Genomic DNA, 15,692 nt, shown 5'->3' with positions numbered 1-15,692 from the left:
GATAATGTCCGGGCGCTCACGCACATCGTTCAACACATCAGATCGGTCATGGCTCTTATCGCCGTTCGCGATTTTTCTTAGCGCCCGTCTTCGAGGCGGCCAAGCCGTGGAGCTATGCTTTGCGGCGGCGTCGAGGATCCTTGCCGATGCCGAAGGTCGACGGGCGCGGCCGGTCGCGTTCGACTGCGATCCGATGAGTTCGGGTCCGCTTTGCGGCGTCCATCTGATCCGGATTCGTATTAATTCCGCCACACTGTTGTGGCCCTGCACCAGTCATGCCGTTCCTGAGACGCTTACGGAAAGAGGAAGGCCCGTCGCCCGAACCCGAAGGGTCCGGGGAGGGGGTGGGCCCGGGCGCGCCCCTGGCGGAGTCCCTGAAGCCGGGCCCGCGCGGTCCGGGCTGGATCGGCGCGGCCATGGTGGTCACCGCCCTGGTCTCGGCGCTGGCGACCTTCCTGATCCTGGCCGGGGTAATCCGGGTGACGCCGACGCCGGCCTACGGCGTGACGCTGCTCGCCATCAACGCCGCCCTGGTGCTCGGCCTCGCCGTCATCATCGCCTGGGAGGCGCGGGTCTTCCTGCACGCCCGCAAGGCCAACGCGGCGGTGGCGCGCCTGCACACCCGCATCGTCGGGCTGTTCTCGCTGATCGCGATCCTGCCGACGATTCTGCTCGCCGTGGTGGCGTCCGTGACCATCGACCGGGGCCTGTCGCTCGGCTTCACCGACCGGGTCCGCGACGTGGTGCTGAAATCCGTGGAGGTGGCCGACGCCTACCAGGAGAACCAGTGCCAGAGCCTCGCCCGCGAGATCCGCATCCTCGCCGACGACCTGACCCGCGCTCGGCCGAACTTCGATGTGAACCGGGACTGGTTCCAGACCTTCCTGACGACCCGGGCGACCAATCTCGGCCTGCCGGTGGCGCAGATCATGCGCGGCCCCACCGAGGTGGTGGCGCGGGCCAAGATCGACGTCCTGAAGACCAACCGGCTGCCCTCGGCGGCGGCCTTCGAGGATGCGGCCAACTCGGCCGACCCGATCTGCCTCCTGCCCACCGAAGGCCGGGTCTTCGCCGCGCTGATGCGGATGCCGGCCTATGACGACGCCGTGCTGATGGTGCAGCGCGAGGTCAGCCAGCTCGCCATCGACTTCCCCGGCGTGTCCCGGGCGGCGGCGGCCGAGTACCTCACCTACGATTCGCTGCGGCGCTCGATCCAGATCACCTTCGCGTCGGTGTTCCTGCTGATCGCGCTGATCGCGCTGCTCTCGGCCGTGTGGTTCGGCATGAACTTCGCCAACCGGTTCGTGGCGCCGATCCGCCGGCTGATCAACGCCGCCGACCAGGTGGCGTCGGGCAATTTCTACGCCCAGGTGCCGACCAAGAAGACCAGCGGCGACCTCGCCCATCTCGGCGAGAGCTTCAACAAGATGACCCAGGAGCTGCGCCGCCAGCATGCCGGCCTGATCGCCGCGAGCGACCTGATCGACACCCGCCGCCGCTTCACCGAGGCCGTGCTCTCGGGCGTCTCGCCCGGGGTGATCGGCCTCGACGCAGCGGGCTTCGTCACCATTGCCAACCCGGCGGCCGAGCGGATGCTCGACTTGGAGAGCGACGCCCTGGTGGGCCAGTCCCTCGCCCAGGCGGTGCCGGAACTCGCGCCCGTGCTCGCCGAGAGCGAGGCGCGCCCGCGCAGCCTGCAGCAGCAGCAGGTCCAGCTCACCCGGTCCCGGGGCGAGCGCACCATCACGGTGCGGGTCACGAGCGAGCAGGCGCAGGGCGCGTCCCGCGGCTCGGTGGTGACGCTGGACGACATCACCGACCTCGTCCAGGCGCAGCGCAGCTCCGCCTGGGGCGACGTGGCGCGCCGCATCGCCCACGAGATCAAGAACCCGCTGACCCCGATCCAGCTCTCCGCCGAGCGGATCCGGCGCAAGTACGGGAAGGTCATCACCGCCGACAAGGAGGTGTTCGATCAGTGCACCGCCACGATCGTGCGCCAAGTGGACGAGATCAAGCGCATGGTCGACGAGTTCTCGGCCTTCGCGCGGATGCCCAAGCCCGCCATCGCGCCGAACGACCTCACCGAGATCGCCAAGCAGAACCTGTTCATGATGCGCGTGGCGCACCCGGACATCGACTTCGCGTTCTCGGCCCAGGGCGGCGCGGGGAGTGCGGAAAAGATCGTGGCGGCCTTCGACATCAGGCTGCTCAGCCAGGTGATCACCAACATCCTCAAGAACGCCGTCGAGGCGGTGGCCGAGGTGCCGGAGGCCGAGCTCGGCAAGGGCAAGATCAGCTTGAGCCTCGCCGTCGAGGACGGGTTCGCGGTGATCGCCGTCACCGACAACGGCAAGGGATTTCCGGCCGAGGGGCGCCAGCGCCTGCTCGAGCCCTACATGACCACCCGCGAGGGTGGGACCGGACTGGGGCTTGCTATCGTCAGCAAGGTGCTTGAGGAGCACGGCGGCGGGATCGAGCTGAACGACAATCCCGCCGGCCGCGGCGGCCAGGTCCGGATGCGGGTCCCGCGCGAGCACGGGCCCGAACCGGCTGCGGCGCCGTCTGAAGCCAGTCCCGTCACGACAGAGGAGAAGGGCGCCGCGCCGACGGCCCCCCGGATCGCGGAGATGCACGCATGAGCGCCGATATCCTGATCGTCGACGACGAGGCCGACATCCGCGACCTCGTCGCCGGGATCCTGGACGACGAAGGCCACCGCTGCCGCACGGCCGGCGGCTCGGACGAGGCGCTCGCCGCCATCGAGGCGCGCCGGCCGCACCTCGTCTTCCTCGACATCTGGCTGCAGGGCTCCCGGCTCGACGGCCTGCAGGTGCTCGACCTGATCAAGGCGGCCAATCCCGACCTTCCGGTGGTGATGATCTCGGGCCACGGCAACATCGAGACCGCGGTCTCGGCGATCAAGGCGGGCGCCTACGACTTCATCGAGAAGCCGTTCAAGGCCGACCGGCTGATCCTGGTGGCCGAGCGGGCGCTGGAGGCCTCCCGGCTCCGGCGCGAGGTCCGCGACCTGACGGCGCGGTCAGGGTCGGCCAACCGCATCGTCGGCGGCTCGCTGGCGATCAACCAGCTGCGCCAGACGCTCGACCGGGTGGCGCCGACCAACGCCCGGGTGATGATCACGGGCGCACTGGGCTCGGGCAAGGAGCTGGCCGCGCGCAGCCTGCACAAGGCCTCGGCCCGGGCGAACGGTCCGTTCGTGCTGCTCAACGCCGCCGCGATCCTGCCCGAGACCATGGAGGCGGAGCTGTTCGGGGTCGAGGGCGAGAGCGGCCGCCGGGTCGGCGCCCTGGAGGAGGCCCATGGCGGCACCCTCTACCTCGACGAGGTCGCCGACATGCCGCGCGAGACCCAGAACCGGATCCTGCGCGTCCTGGTCGACCAGAATTTCCAGCGGGTCGGCGGCACGACGCGGGTGCATGTCGACGTGCGGATCATCTCGTCCTCGTCCCGGGATCTCCAAGAAGAAATCGCCGCCGGCCGGTTCCGCGAGGACCTGTTCCACCGCCTCTCGGTGGTGCCGATCCGGGTACCGGCCCTGTCGGAGCGCCGGGAGGACGTGCCCGAGCTGATCCAGTTCTTCATGGACAACATCTCGTCCCAGACCGGCCTGCCCAAGCGCCGGATCGCCGAGGACGCGATGGCGGTGCTGCAGTCGCACAACTGGCCGGGCAATGTCCGCCAGCTCAAGAACAACGTCGAGCGGCTGATGATCCTCACGCAGGCCGACCCGGAGCAGGAGGTCACCTCGGAGATGCTCCCCTCCGAGATCGGCGCCCTGGTGCCGACCACCCCCGGGGGCGCGGGCGGCGAGAAGCTGATGAGCCTCGCGCTGCGCGAGGCCCGGGAGATCTTCGAGCGCGAGTACCTCGTGGCGCAGATCGCGCGGTTCTCGGGCAACATCTCCCGCACTGCCGAGTTCATCGGCATGGAGCGCTCGGCCCTGCACCGGAAGTTGAAGTCCCTCGGCATCGGCCCCTGAGGGGCGGGGGCGTGAGAGCGGTGCCGATCCGTCACGGATGATTCCGGCGCGGGGGTTGCTTGCGCCCACGCTTTCGCCAAGTCATGGTGCTTGTATACAAAGCCGTGGGCGGGATGACCGGACAATCCGGCCCGCGGCATACCCATCCCGGGCGGCTCGATCCGGGACAACAAGAAGGCCAAGAAGATGGCGGGCGAACGCGCACAGAACCTTCAGGACACCTTTCTCAACCATGTCCGCAAGAACAAGATTCCGCTGACCATCTTCCTCGTCAACGGCGTCAAGCTCCAGGGCGTGGTGACGTGGTTCGACAATTTCTGCGTGCTGCTGCGCCGGGACGGGCACTCGCAGCTGGTCTACAAGCACGCGATCTCCACGATCATGCCGGGCCATCCCGTGCAGCTGTTCGAGCCGGACGAGACCGCCGAGAAGGCGTGATTTTTACGATGGGCGAGGGTGGGGCCGCGTCGGGAATGATCGTCTTCCGGGCGTAGCCACGGGCCGCGCGTCGGCGACCCGCGCGGTCATTCCGGGGTGCCGCAGGCGAGCCCGGAATCCATGAACACGATAGGTGCCGGAATCCGGCACGGCGGCGGGTCTGGATCCCGGGCTCCGCTGCGCGGCCCCGGGATGACGCGGCGGCTGCGGATATCCGCTGCGTTTCCCGCCCGGCATCTTGGCCCGGCCCGTCCGCATCCCCATTCTGTCGAATCCGAGTTCTCGAACGAAGCTGCCGGCGCCCCGGCGGCGCCAAAGGCCGTATGACCGAAACGCTGACGTCCGGCGAAGCCCGCCTCCAGGCGCAGGCCGCCCCCGAGGGCGAGATCGCCGCGGCGACCCACACCCTGGTAATCGGCCCCTACCTCGCGCGCAGCGCGCACGGCGCCGGGTACGGACCGGCCGCGCCGACCCGCTCCGTCGAGGCGCGGCTTGACGAGGCGACCGGACTTGCCGCCGCCATCGAGCTGGACGTTCTCGAGAGCCTCGCGATCAGCCTGCCGCGGATCCGGCCCTCGACCTATCTCGGCAAGGGCCGGGTCGAGGAGATCGCCGGCCTGATCCGCGCCCGCGAGATCGGCCTCGTGGTGATGGACTGCGCCCTCTCGCCCGTGCAGCAGCGCAACCTGGAAAAGGCCTGGGGCGCCAAGGTCATCGACCGCACCGGCCTGATCCTGGAGATCTTCGGGCGGCGCGCCTCGACCCGCGAGGGCACGCTCCAGGTCGAGCACGCCCACCTCGCCTATCAGAAGTCCCGGCTCGTCCGCTCGTGGACCCACCTGGAGCGCCAGCGCGGCGGCTTCGGCTTCCTGGGTGGCCCCGGCGAGACCCAGATCGAGGCCGACCGGCGCATGATCCAAGAGCGCATGACCCGGATCGAGCGCGACCTCGACGCCGTGGTCCGCACCCGCGGCCTGCACCGGCAGAGCCGGGCGCGGGTGCCGTACCCGATCGTGGCGCTGGTGGGCTACACGAACGCCGGCAAGTCGAGCCTGTTCAACGCCCTGACCCGCGCCGAGGTCACCGCCAAGGACATGCTGTTCGCGACCCTCGACCCCACCGCCCGGGCGACCAAGCTGCCCCACGGCGAGACCGTGATCCTGTCCGACACGGTGGGCTTCATCTCCGACCTGCCGACGCCCCTGATCGCCGCCTTCCGAGCGACCCTGGAGGACGCCATCGAGGCCGACGTGCTCTTGCACGTGCGCGACGTCTCCCACGTCGACTCCGAGGCTCAGGCCGAGGATGTCGGCGCGGTGCTGCGCGAGCTCGGCATCGAGACCAGCGCCGACCGGATCATCGAGGTCTGGAACAAGGCCGACCTCTTGGACGACGACGAGCGCACGCGGCTCCTGAACCTCAGCGGCCAGGCCAAGACCCGCAACGACCGCGACAGCGCCGCGCCGGTCCTGGTCTCGGCGCTGACCGGGGAGGGGCTCGCCGCGCTGTCGGCCCGGATCGAGGCGCGGATCGGGCGCAACCGGGCGAGCTTCGCCGTGGCGCTGCCGCCGGAGGACGGGGCGGCGCTGAACTGGCTCTACGAGAATGCCGAGATCCTCGACCGCCGTGCCGAGGCCGACGGCACCCTGCACCTCGCGGTGCGGATCGCTCCCGAGAAGGAGCCGCGCTTCCTCAACCGGTTCGCGGCGGCGCGGCGCCTCGGCCGGGGCGGTTGATGGTCTCGGGCAGCGTCGGCAACCTGCCGCTTCCCGTCCTTCAGGACCCGCCGGCCGAGGGCCGGGTGGATCCGGGATCGGACGACAAGGCGGTGCTGCGCGCCATGCAGGCCGGCGGCGGCCTGCGGCTGCTCGGCCTGCGGGTCGTGATCGTGCTGGTTCTGCTGATGGCGGCCCAGGCCTATGACGGCTCGCTGCACGCCCTGAGCCACTGGCTCATCCTCGGCCTCTACGGGCTCGGCACGGTCTGGTTCGGCTTGGGCGAGCGGAGCGGCGGCCCGCGCGCCGAGGCCTATAGCTGGGCCGGGACGCTGCTCAATGCCGGGCTCGCCGTTTACGTCATCATCGAGCACATGCTGGCCGGGGGCGGGGCCGGCCTCGGCGCCGACGCGGTGAGCCGCCTGCCGGCCTTCCTGCTCCTGCTCCAGACCGGCCTGAGCATGCGGGTGGCGCAGACGCTGCTGTTCTGCGGCCTGGTCACCGCCTGCTGGAGCGTGGCCTTCTTGGTCGGCGTTCTGTATCCGGAGCTGTTCCCCGGCCCGGACACGTTCCCGACCGCGCAGATCACGGGCCTCGCCACCTTCGCGGCGGCGGGCCTGCTGGTGGTCGACGGCACGACCCGCCTGCGCGCCGCCGTGACGCGGGCCCTGCGGATGGAGCACGAGCGGACCCAGCTCGCGCGGTTCGTGCCCGACACGGTCGCCCTCGACCTCGCCGCCGAGGACGGGGACTCGGCGCTCGGCGTCCACCGGCGCCACGCCTGCCTGATGATCCTCGACATCCGCGGCTTCTCGCGGCTCTCCCGCGAGCACCCGCCCGAGGCGATGGTGACGGCGCTGCTGGCCGTCCGGGCGGTCGCGCAGGCGGCGGTGTCGGAGCAGGGCGGCGTCGTCGACAAGTATATCGGTGACGCGGTGCTGGCACAGTTCGTGTTCGGCCAGCCCGGCGCGCAGGCGCAGGCGGCCTTGGCCTGCACCCTGTCGATCCGCCGGCGGATGGCCGCCCTCAACGCGGCGCGGGCGCGGGAGGGCTTGTTCACCCTGCGCCTCGTCGTCGCTCTGCACGCGGGCGACCTTCTGGTCGGGGTCTTCGACGACGGCGTCCGGGCCGAATACACGGTGCTGGGTCCGGCGATGAACGCCCTGGCGCGGATCGAGACCCAGGCCAAGGCGGCCGAGATCGAGGTCGCGGCCTCGGGCGATTTCCTGGATCTGCTCGACGGGGCGCTCCCCGCCGGCCTCCGCGCCGTTCCGGTGCCGCAGGCGCGGCTGCCCGAGCCGCTCGCGCTGTTCGCCCTCGCGGCGTGACGGCGGGGCACGGATGTCGCGGCGCGGATGTCGCGGCGCGATCCAGGGCGATGCCGGAACCCGGCCGATGTTGATCCGTTCGGTCCGCGCGGCGCAGGGTCGCGGGGAGACATTCGTCCCATGAACAAGATCATTCTCGGCGCGACGCTCGCGCTCGGCCTCGTCCTCGGCGCAGCCAGTCCGAGCCTCGCCTCTCCGGGCGACGGCCTCGACCGGAACGCGGCTGCGCAGGGCAACGGCCGCTTCGGCGGCATGCACCGCAACGCCCGGATGGAATCGCGGATGATGCGGCATCGCGCCCACCGGATGCACCGCCACCATCATCGCCACCACCGCTGATCCGTCCAGCCACGCGGGGCTGATCGGACATCCGACACCTTACGGTTCGGCCGGTTTTCGGCGATCCGTCGTGCCGGACGGTGGCGGGCGAGCAGGCTTCTGCTACGCCCGTCACCGGATCGAGCGCCCCTCCGTAACGGGCGCGGCGCCACGAGGGATCGATGCCGGGATCGGGATGGTTGGGGCGCCTCGCCCTCGGGTGCCTCGTGACTCTGGCCGCATCGGTTCCGGCGCGGGCGCAGGACAAGGCGGTCCCGCCCCTCGTCTTCACCGGCATCCCCGACCAGGACGAGAGCCGCTTGGTCGCGCGCTTCGGCAAGGTCGCAGCCTATCTCGAAGCCAGGCTCGGCGTGCCGGTGCGCTACATCCCGGTGAAGAGCTACCCGGCGGCGGTCACGGCCTTCACCAACGGGCAGGTGCAGCTCGCGTGGTTCGGCGGCTTCACCGGCGTCCAGGCGCGCAAGGCCGTCCCGGGCTCGCAGGCGATCGCGCAGGGCGCCGAGGACGCGGCGTTCAAGACCTACCTCATCGCCAATGACGCCAGCGGGCTGAAGCCCGGGAGGGACTTCCCGAAAGACATCGCCGGCAAGACCTTCACGTTCGGGGCCCGGGCCTCGACCTCCGGGCGGCTGATGCCCGAGTATTTCATCCGGCAGGCTTTCCCGGGGCGGAGCCCCGACCAGGTCTTCCCCCGGGTCGGCTTCTCGGGCGACCACACCCGCACGATCCAGCTGGTCCAGTCCGGCGCCTTCGCGGTCGGCGCCGTCGACTACTCGGTCTGGGACCTCGAGACGAAGGCCGGCAAGGTCGACCGACACGCCGTCACGGTGATCTGGGAGAGCCCGGCCTTCCCCGACTACCAGTGGACCGTGCGGGGTGAGGTGGAGCAGACCTACGGGGCCGGCTTCACCGACAAGCTGCGGAATGCCCTGACCGGCATCACCGATCCGGCGATCCTGGAGCCGTTCGGGCGCTCAAAATTCGTGCCCGTGACCAACGCCGCCTACGCGCCCCTGCTCGAGGTCGGCCGGTCGACCGGCCTGCTGGACTAGGGCCGTGTCAGGCGGGACCGGATCCCGGGCGGCGATCGTTCTCGCCGATGCTGCGGCGTCCTATAGCGGCCGCCCGGTGCTCTCCGGGATCGACCTGACCGTGCGGGCGGGCGAGCGCGTCGCGCTGATGGGCCGCTCGGGCGCCGGCAAGTCGACCCTGATCGGCCTGATCCACGAGCAGGCGCCCGAGCGGGTGGCGCTGGTGCCCCAGGCGGCCGACCTGGTGCGGCCGCTCTCGGTGTTCCACAACGTCTATATGGGCCGCCTCGACCGGCGCTCGACCCTGCACAACCTGCGCACTCTGGTCCGCCCGGCCCGGGCCGACGTCGCCGCCGTGGAGGCGGTCCTCGACCGGGTCGGGCTGGCGGACAAGCTCTGGGCGAAGGCCGGTGCCCTGTCGGGCGGCCAGCAGCAGCGCGTCTCGGTGGCCCGCGCCCTGTACAACGGCCGGCCGATCCTGGTGGGCGACGAGCCGGTCTCGGCGCTCGACCGCCAGCAGGGCGCGCGGATCCTCACCGCGCTGGCGGCGAGCCACGAGACCCTGATCCTGGCCCTCCACGACGTGGCCCTGGCGCTCGCCCATACCGACCGGATCGTGGTGCTGGAAGCCGGCCGGATCGTCCTCGACGCGCCGGCGCGGGATCTCGACCCGGCGCGGCTCAGCCCGTTCTACGAGGCCGCCTGATGCGGCCCGCCGCGTTCCTGCCGCGGCCCGGCTACGCGGCGGTGAGCCGCTGGTTCCTGGCGGCGGCGCTGGCCGGACTGCTGGCGGCGGACCTGCAGGTCACGACACTCCATCCGTTCGCCGACCTCGCCCGCCTGCTCGGCGGCCTGATCCGGCCCGACTTCCTCGCGGTCGAGGGCTGGAGCGTCCTCTACACCGTGGCCTTCGCCATGCTCGGCGTCGGGCTCGGGGCCGGGACGGGGCTCCTGCTGGCAATCCCCTTCGCGCGCTCGCGGATCGTTCGGCTAGCCTGCGCGGGGATCCGCGCGGTGCACGAGCTGTTCTGGGCGCTGCTGCTGATGCAGGTGTTCGGGCTCTCGGCGACCACCGGCGTGCTCGCCATCGCGCTGCCCTACGCGGGCATCTGCGCCAAGGTCTATGCCGAGCTGATCGAGGAGGCCGACCTCGCGGCCGTCCGGGTTCTGCCCGCCGGCACCGGCGCGGTCTCGGCCTTCCTGTACGCCCGCCTGCCCGAGGTCGCCGGGCGGATGCGCGACTACACCCTCTACCGCCTGGAATGCGGCCTGCGCTCCAGCCTCGTGCTCGGCTTCATCGGCCTGCCGACCATGGGCTTCGCCTTTGAATCCGCGTTCCGCCAGGGCCGCTACGCCGAGGCCGGGGCGCTGCTGCTGATCTTCTACGCGCTGATCGGCACCCGCCGGCTCTGGGTGCGGGCCCGGACCGTGCCCGTCCTACTGGTCGGCGCCGCCCTGGCCCTGCCGCCGACCATCGGCAGCGCGGCCATCGGCCCGAGCCTCGCGCGCTTCCTCGGCCAAGACGTCGTGCCGGCGCCGCTGCGCGGGGCGTCGCTCGCGGACGGGGAGACCTGGGCGCGGCTCTGGTCCTGGCTGCGCCCGATCGTGACCGAGCAGATCCTGCCCGGCACGGCCCAGACCCTGATCCTGGCGCAGATCGCGCTCGCGGCCACGGCGCTCGGGGCGCTGGTCCTGTTCCCGCTCACCGCACGGCGCTTCGCCGGCCGCCTCGGGCATCCCCTCGGACGGGCGCTCCTCGTGGTGGTGCGCTCCACCCCGGAATACATGCTGGCCTATGTCTGCCTGCAGCTGCTCGGCCCCTCGATGCTGCCGGCGATCCTCGCGCTGGCGCTGCACAATGCCGGGATCGTCGCCTACCTGATGGGCCGGCACGCCGACGCGATCCCCTACCGGGCCGACGCGCCAAGGGGCCTCGACCTCTACGCCTACGAGACCGTGCCGCGCCTCTACGGGCAGTTCCTGGCCTACCTGCTCTACCGCTGGGAGCTGATCCTGCGGGAGAGCGCGATCTTCGGCATCCTGGGGGTCACGACGCTGGGCTTCTACGTCGATGCGGCGATCTCGGAGCTGCGCCTCGACGTGGCGTTGGTGCTGATCGCCGCCACCGCCCTGGTGACGATGGCGGTCGACGCGCTCTCGCGGGCGCTGCGCCGGTCCCTCCGGATCGACGCCCTGCCGACCCGGCTCTCCGGGCCGCAGCCGATCACCGGGGCGGAGGCGGCGGACGGCTGAAAGGCGCCGGCTCGGTGCTCGGTCCCGGCTGATCCCGTCCGTCGCCGGTCCGGCAGCGCCGGCCTCCGCGGCGCCTTCCGGCCCGCGCGGTGCTTCGGGCGGCTCTGGCTGAGGAAGGTGGATCCGGACGCGACCGGCCTTGACCGCCGCCCCGTCTCAGCGGCCGCGGCGCCGGCCCGCCTCGGGGCGCAGGTGCAGGAAGCTGCGCTCGCCGGTGGCGGCTTCGGCCACGTGCTGGATCGTGTCGAGCAGGTCGGCCACCGCCTGGGGTGCGGTGGGACGGAACTGGGCCTTCGGCTCGACCCAGCGCTTCTGGATCCGGCCCACGGCGATCTGCGCCTCACTGAGCGCGTCGAAGTCCCGGCGTCGCGGCATGGCTGATCCCTCCATGGGAAAATCTGCCCGGAACATGGTTGACGAAGGGTTAATACCGGGGCGCGGCCGGTGCGGCGCGATGCGGCGGGCCGCCCCGGCTTGATCGCCGCACCGGCGGCGCCTAAACAGAAAAACCCAAGGCAAATCAATAGATTAGTGTGATTATAAACTGCAGCCCTCGAGCGGCCGCCTGCCCTAGCGCCGGATCCCGGCCGCGGTGACCGTGTCCGCCGGACTCGCCCTCGGGACCCGGGTCGTCGACACCCTGGCGGCCTTGCGCCCGCTGGCGCCGTTCTTCTGCCTGTACGTGTCCTTCGGGGCCACGCTCGGCTTCCTGTCCGGCGGGGCGCCGCTGATCCTGCGGGCGCGGGGCGTGGAGCTGGCCGAGGTCGGGCTGCTGCAGCTCATCAACCTGCCGGTGGGGCTGACCTTCCTCTGGGCGCCGCTCCTCGACCGCCTGCGCGTGCCTGTCCTCGCGCACCGGATCGGCTGGATCGCGGCCGCGCAGGGCGCGGCGATCCTCCTGCTGGCGACCTTGAGCTTCGGCGAGGACTGGCCGCTCCCGGCGCTCCTGGCCCTGGCGATCGCGGCCTGCGCCTGCGTGGCGACCATGGACATCGCCCTCGAAGCCCTGGTGGTCGAGACCGTGCCGGCGGCGCAGCGCGCCCCCATGGCCTCGGCCAAGCTGTGCGGGGCCTCCCTCGGCGGCATCCTGGGCGTCGGCGTGCTGGTCGGCGCCTATGACAGCCTCGGCTGGCGCGGCGCGGTCCTGGCCTGCGCCGCCCTCGACGTCCTCTGCCTCCTGCCGATCCTCGGCTACCCAGAGACCCGGCGTCACGGCGCCGGGGGCAGCCCGGAACGATGGGCGGGGTCGCTCGCGCGGCTGCGCCTGCTGGCGGGCCGGGTGCTCGCGCTCGGGGCCTATTTCGCCGCCTCCTACCTGCTGGCCGGGCCCAACACCCTGGCCCTCCTCGATCTCGGCGTGTCCCTCGCGCAGGTCGGTTTCCTGACCGGCACCGTGCTGCCGGCGATCAACCTGGTCATGGCGCTGGCGGCCGGCGGGCTCGCCGCCCGGTTCGGCACGGTCCGGCTGATCGCCGCGGGGGCACTCGGCGTCCTCGCCTCCGGGGCCCTGATGGCTGCCGCCTGCGCGGCCGGATCGGCCGATCTCGGGGTCGCCGCCACGATCCTGAACTTCGTCGCCGGCGGGTTCCTGGGCGTACCGGTGTTCAACATGATCTACCGCTGGGCCCAGGGGCCGAAGCCCGCCACCGACTACGCGCTTCTGTTCGGCGCCGCCTTCTTCGCCGCCATGCCGCTGCGGGTGGCCGCCCCGGCACTCGCCGGCTGGATCGGCTGGCCGGGCTACTTCGCCGCCACCCTGCCGCTCTACGCCGCCGCGGTGGCGTGGCTCGCCGTCACGGTGGGCCGGACCCTGCGGGCCGACGGGGCGGCGCGATGATCGCCGAGGTCGCCGCTCAGGTCCCCGACTCCCTCGCGGCCTACCGGGGCGGCGTCGCGGCCGGGCCCGGCGGGGCGCAGGCCCTGCCACTCTGCGCGCTGCGCGACCCCGACCTGTTCGACGCGACCCTCTCGGCCTTCGCGGCGGGGCTCGGCCAGGATGGCGGCACCGGCTGCGGCACCGCCTGCGCGCTTCCCGACCGACGCGTCCTGGTCTCGTACTGGAGCCAGTTCTACCTGGCCGCGCTGGCCACCCCCGCCCTGACCGCCCTCATGCGCCTCGGCCGGCCGCTGCCCCTCGCCTTCGACGCCCTGCGCCTCGAACTCGACGCGACTGGCCGCCCCGTCCGCTTCCTCATCCCCGAGGCGGAGATCGGCTGCGACCCGGCGCCCGGCCTCGCCGGACTGGTCGAGGCCCATCTGCGTCCGTTCGTGGAGCTGTGCCAGGCCCGCTGCGGGATCGCACCCCGGGTCCTCTGGGGCAATGCCGCGGTGATCCTCGACTACGTCGCCCGCGAACTCGACACTGCGCTCGGAGACGGGGCGGGGGCGGCCTGTGACGACGTCGCGTCCTGCCTCGGATGGCGCGCCGGCCCGGCCTGCGCTAGGAGCCCCCTGTCGCAGGCGCTCTGCCCGGGCGCCGCGGGCTGCCGGCGGCGACGCGTCTGCTGCCTGCGCCACCGCCTGCCGGGGGTGCCGTCCTGCGGCGCGCTCTGCCCCGCCGCCTGCGCCGCCCAGAGTTGATCCGAGCCGCGATGCTGAAGGCCTTCCTCGCCTATTACCGGCCGTACCGGACCCTGTTCCTGGTGGATTTCGGCTGCGCGGTGCTGTCGGGCCTCTTGGAGCTCGGCTTCCCGGTGGCCGTGAAGGGCTTCATCGACAGCCTCCTGCCCCGACAGGATTGGGGCCTGATCGTGCTCGCCGCCGCGGCTCTGGCGCTGGTCTACGTCGCCAATGCCGGACTGATGGTGGTGGTCACCTATTGGGGCCACGTGCTCGGCATCAACATCGAGACCACGATGCGGGAACGGGCCTTCGACCACCTGCAAAAACTCTCCTTCCGCTTCTACGACGGCCAGAAGACCGGCCACCTCGTCGCCCGGGTGACCAAGGACCTGGAGGAGATCGGCGAGGTCGCCCATCACGGGCCCGAGGACCTGTTCATCGCCATCATGACGCTCTTCGGCGCCTTCGCGCTGATGCTCATGGTCCACGCGCCGCTGGCGCTGATCACCGCGGCGATCCTGCCGGTGATCGCCTTCGTGTCGATCCGCTACGGCGGCCGCATGACCCGCAACTGGCAGGCGCAGTACGGAAGGGTCGGCGCCTTCAACGCCCGGATCGAGGAGAATGTCGGCGGGATGCGGGTCGTCCAGGCCTTCGCCAACGAGCCCCACGAGCGCGCCCTGTTCGCCCGCGACAACGCCCGGTACCGCGACACCAAGCTCGAGGCCTACCGGCTGATGGCGGCCGGCCTGTCGATCAACTATCTCGGCCTGCGCCTCGTCCAGATCGCCGTGCTCCTCGGCGGCGCCGCCTTCGTGGTCCGGGGCGACCTGACGCCCGGCGGCTTCGTGGGCTTCCTGCTGCTGGTCGGGGTGTTCTACCGGCCGCTGGAGAAGATCGGCGCCGTGGTCGAGACCTACCCGAAAGGCGTGGCCGGCTTCCGCCGCTACCAGGAGTTGCTCGCCACCGAACCCGACATCACCGACCGGCCGGACGCCCGCGCCGTCGAATCCCTGCGCGGCGACATCCGCTTCGAGGGCGTGGGGTTCGGCTACGGCCCCGGCCGCCCGGTCTTCACCGGCCTCGACCTCGCGGTGGCGGCCGGCGAGACGGTGGCGTTCGTCGGCCCGTCGGGTGTCGGCAAGACCACCCTCTGCGCCCTGCTGCCGCGCTTCTACGAGGTCGAGGCGGGCCGCATCACCGTGGACGGCATCGACATCCGCGCCATTACCCTGGCGAGCCTGCGCCGCCAGATCGGCATCGTGCAGCAGGACGTGTTCCTGTTCGCCGGCACGATCCGCGAAAACATCGCCTACGGCCGCCTCGACGCCACCGAGGCCGAGATCGACGCGGCGGCCCGGCGCGCCCGGCTCGGCGCGCTCCTGGACAGCCTGCCGGAGGGGCTCGACACGGTGGTGGGCGAGCGCGGCGTGCGCCTGTCGGGCGGGCAGAAGCAGCGCCTCGCCATCGCACGGGTGTTCCTGAAGAACCCGCCGATCCTGATCCTCGACGAGGCGACCTCGGCGCTGGACACGCAGACCGAGCGGGAGATCCAGCGGGCGCTCGCCGAGCTCGCCCGCGGGCGCACGACCCTGGTGATCGCCCACCGCCTCGCCACCATCCGGGACGCCGACCGGATCGTGGTTCTGGGGGAGGGCGGCGTGGTCGAGGCGGGCCGGCACGCGGCGCTTCTCGCCGCGGCAGGCCCCTACAGCCGCCTGCACGCGGCCCAGTTCGGGAGCGGAGAAGGCAACCCGGTCCTCGCCGCGGAGTAGGGCGGCACGCGGCACCGACCGGATAGAGGCCGGACAGGCAGCAGCATCCCCGTCTTTGCGGCAGCCTACGCGTGGTCGAAATCCGACGCTCGGTCCTTACTCGCGGCGTCCGAGAGGGGTGGATTTCCGCCTGTCGGCTTTCGGGCAGCAGCGCAAAAGAGCGGACGTCATCGTCGTTCCCCCGCACGCCCCCATTCGCCCTCTAGAGAGGGCCGCCTCCAGGGGGGCAGAGCCGATCAAGCATGTGCCTC

13 protein-coding genes are annotated in these 15,692 nt (G+C 71.8%); 12 read left to right on the top strand and 1 reads right to left on the bottom strand.

What is annotated here, in order from left to right; all coding sequences use genetic code 11:
• The first annotated feature begins 275 nt into the window (after nucleotides 1-275).
• From ABIE45_RS20645 to ABIE45_RS20605, 9 genes are all read left to right on the top strand, one after another.
• Nucleotides 276-2,639 (top strand): PAS domain-containing sensor histidine kinase, encoded by a 2,364-nt coding sequence (locus ABIE45_RS20645; protein WP_192709177.1) that lies wholly within the window; start codon nucleotides 276-278, stop codon nucleotides 2,637-2,639.
• Nucleotides 2,636-4,000, top strand: coding sequence for a sigma-54 dependent transcriptional regulator (locus tag ABIE45_RS20640; RefSeq protein WP_192709178.1), 1,365 nt, complete (start codon nucleotides 2,636-2,638; stop codon nucleotides 3,998-4,000). Before ABIE45_RS20645 ends, ABIE45_RS20640 begins: the two co-directional genes overlap by 4 nt.
• Nucleotides 4,001-4,186: 186 nt before the next feature.
• Nucleotides 4,187-4,438 (top strand): RNA chaperone Hfq, encoded by a 252-nt coding sequence (hfq, locus tag ABIE45_RS20635; protein WP_007563033.1) that lies wholly within the window; start codon nucleotides 4,187-4,189, stop codon nucleotides 4,436-4,438.
• A gap of 323 nt (nucleotides 4,439-4,761) precedes the next feature.
• The gene (gene hflX, locus ABIE45_RS20630) at nucleotides 4,762-6,174 is read left to right on the top strand and encodes a GTPase HflX (RefSeq protein WP_192709179.1); all 1,413 of its coding nucleotides are present in this window, start codon (nucleotides 4,762-4,764) and stop codon (nucleotides 6,172-6,174) included.
• The gene (locus ABIE45_RS20625; RefSeq protein WP_192709180.1) at nucleotides 6,174-7,481 is read left to right on the top strand and encodes an adenylate/guanylate cyclase domain-containing protein; all 1,308 of its coding nucleotides are present in this window, start codon (nucleotides 6,174-6,176) and stop codon (nucleotides 7,479-7,481) included. The genes hflX and ABIE45_RS20625 overlap by 1 nt, the downstream gene beginning before the upstream one ends.
• 120 nt (nucleotides 7,482-7,601) lie before the next feature.
• Complete coding sequence (locus ABIE45_RS20620) at nucleotides 7,602-7,820, top strand: hypothetical protein (RefSeq protein WP_192709181.1); 219 nt, start codon at nucleotides 7,602-7,604, stop codon at nucleotides 7,818-7,820.
• 161 nt (nucleotides 7,821-7,981) lie between these two features.
• Nucleotides 7,982-8,872, top strand: a complete 891-nt coding sequence (locus tag ABIE45_RS20615) for a putative selenate ABC transporter substrate-binding protein (RefSeq protein ID WP_192709182.1) — start codon at nucleotides 7,982-7,984, stop codon at nucleotides 8,870-8,872.
• Nucleotides 8,873-8,876: 4 nt separating this feature from the next.
• A complete protein-coding gene (locus ABIE45_RS20610) occupies nucleotides 8,877-9,557 on the top strand; it encodes an ATP-binding cassette domain-containing protein (RefSeq protein ID WP_192709183.1) in 681 nt (226 codons plus the stop codon).
• Nucleotides 9,557-11,104, top strand: coding sequence for an ABC transporter permease (locus tag ABIE45_RS20605; protein WP_192709184.1), 1,548 nt, complete (start codon nucleotides 9,557-9,559; stop codon nucleotides 11,102-11,104). The genes ABIE45_RS20610 and ABIE45_RS20605 overlap by 1 nt, the downstream gene beginning before the upstream one ends.
• 156 nt (nucleotides 11,105-11,260) lie before the next feature.
• Here ABIE45_RS20605 and ABIE45_RS20600 read toward each other — a convergent pair whose 3' ends face one another.
• Complete coding sequence (locus tag ABIE45_RS20600) at nucleotides 11,261-11,479, bottom strand: hypothetical protein (protein WP_192709185.1); 219 nt, start codon at nucleotides 11,477-11,479, stop codon at nucleotides 11,261-11,263.
• Nucleotides 11,480-11,696: 217 nt separating this feature from the next.
• Between ABIE45_RS20600 and ABIE45_RS20595 the strand changes: the two genes are divergently transcribed.
• From ABIE45_RS20595 to ABIE45_RS20585, 3 genes are read left to right on the top strand one after another with little or no spacing between them, the layout of a single operon-like run.
• Nucleotides 11,697-12,941, top strand: coding sequence for an MFS transporter (locus ABIE45_RS20595; protein ID WP_192709186.1), 1,245 nt, complete (start codon nucleotides 11,697-11,699; stop codon nucleotides 12,939-12,941).
• The gene (gene fhuF / locus ABIE45_RS20590) at nucleotides 12,938-13,684 is read left to right on the top strand and encodes a siderophore-iron reductase FhuF (RefSeq protein WP_192709187.1); all 747 of its coding nucleotides are present in this window, start codon (nucleotides 12,938-12,940) and stop codon (nucleotides 13,682-13,684) included. Before ABIE45_RS20595 ends, fhuF begins: the two co-directional genes overlap by 4 nt.
• 11 nt (nucleotides 13,685-13,695) lie before the next feature.
• Entirely contained in the window at nucleotides 13,696-15,441 is a 1,746-nt protein-coding gene (locus ABIE45_RS20585) for an ABC transporter ATP-binding protein (RefSeq protein ID WP_192709188.1), read from the top strand.
• The last annotated feature ends 251 nt before the right edge of the window (nucleotides 15,442-15,692 follow it).

This window comes from Methylobacterium sp. OAE515, assembly GCF_041806315.1.
GTDB classification, from domain to species: domain Bacteria; phylum Pseudomonadota; class Alphaproteobacteria; order Rhizobiales; family Beijerinckiaceae; genus Methylobacterium; species Methylobacterium tardum.
This window is presented reverse-complemented; position numbering and strand designations above follow the sequence as displayed.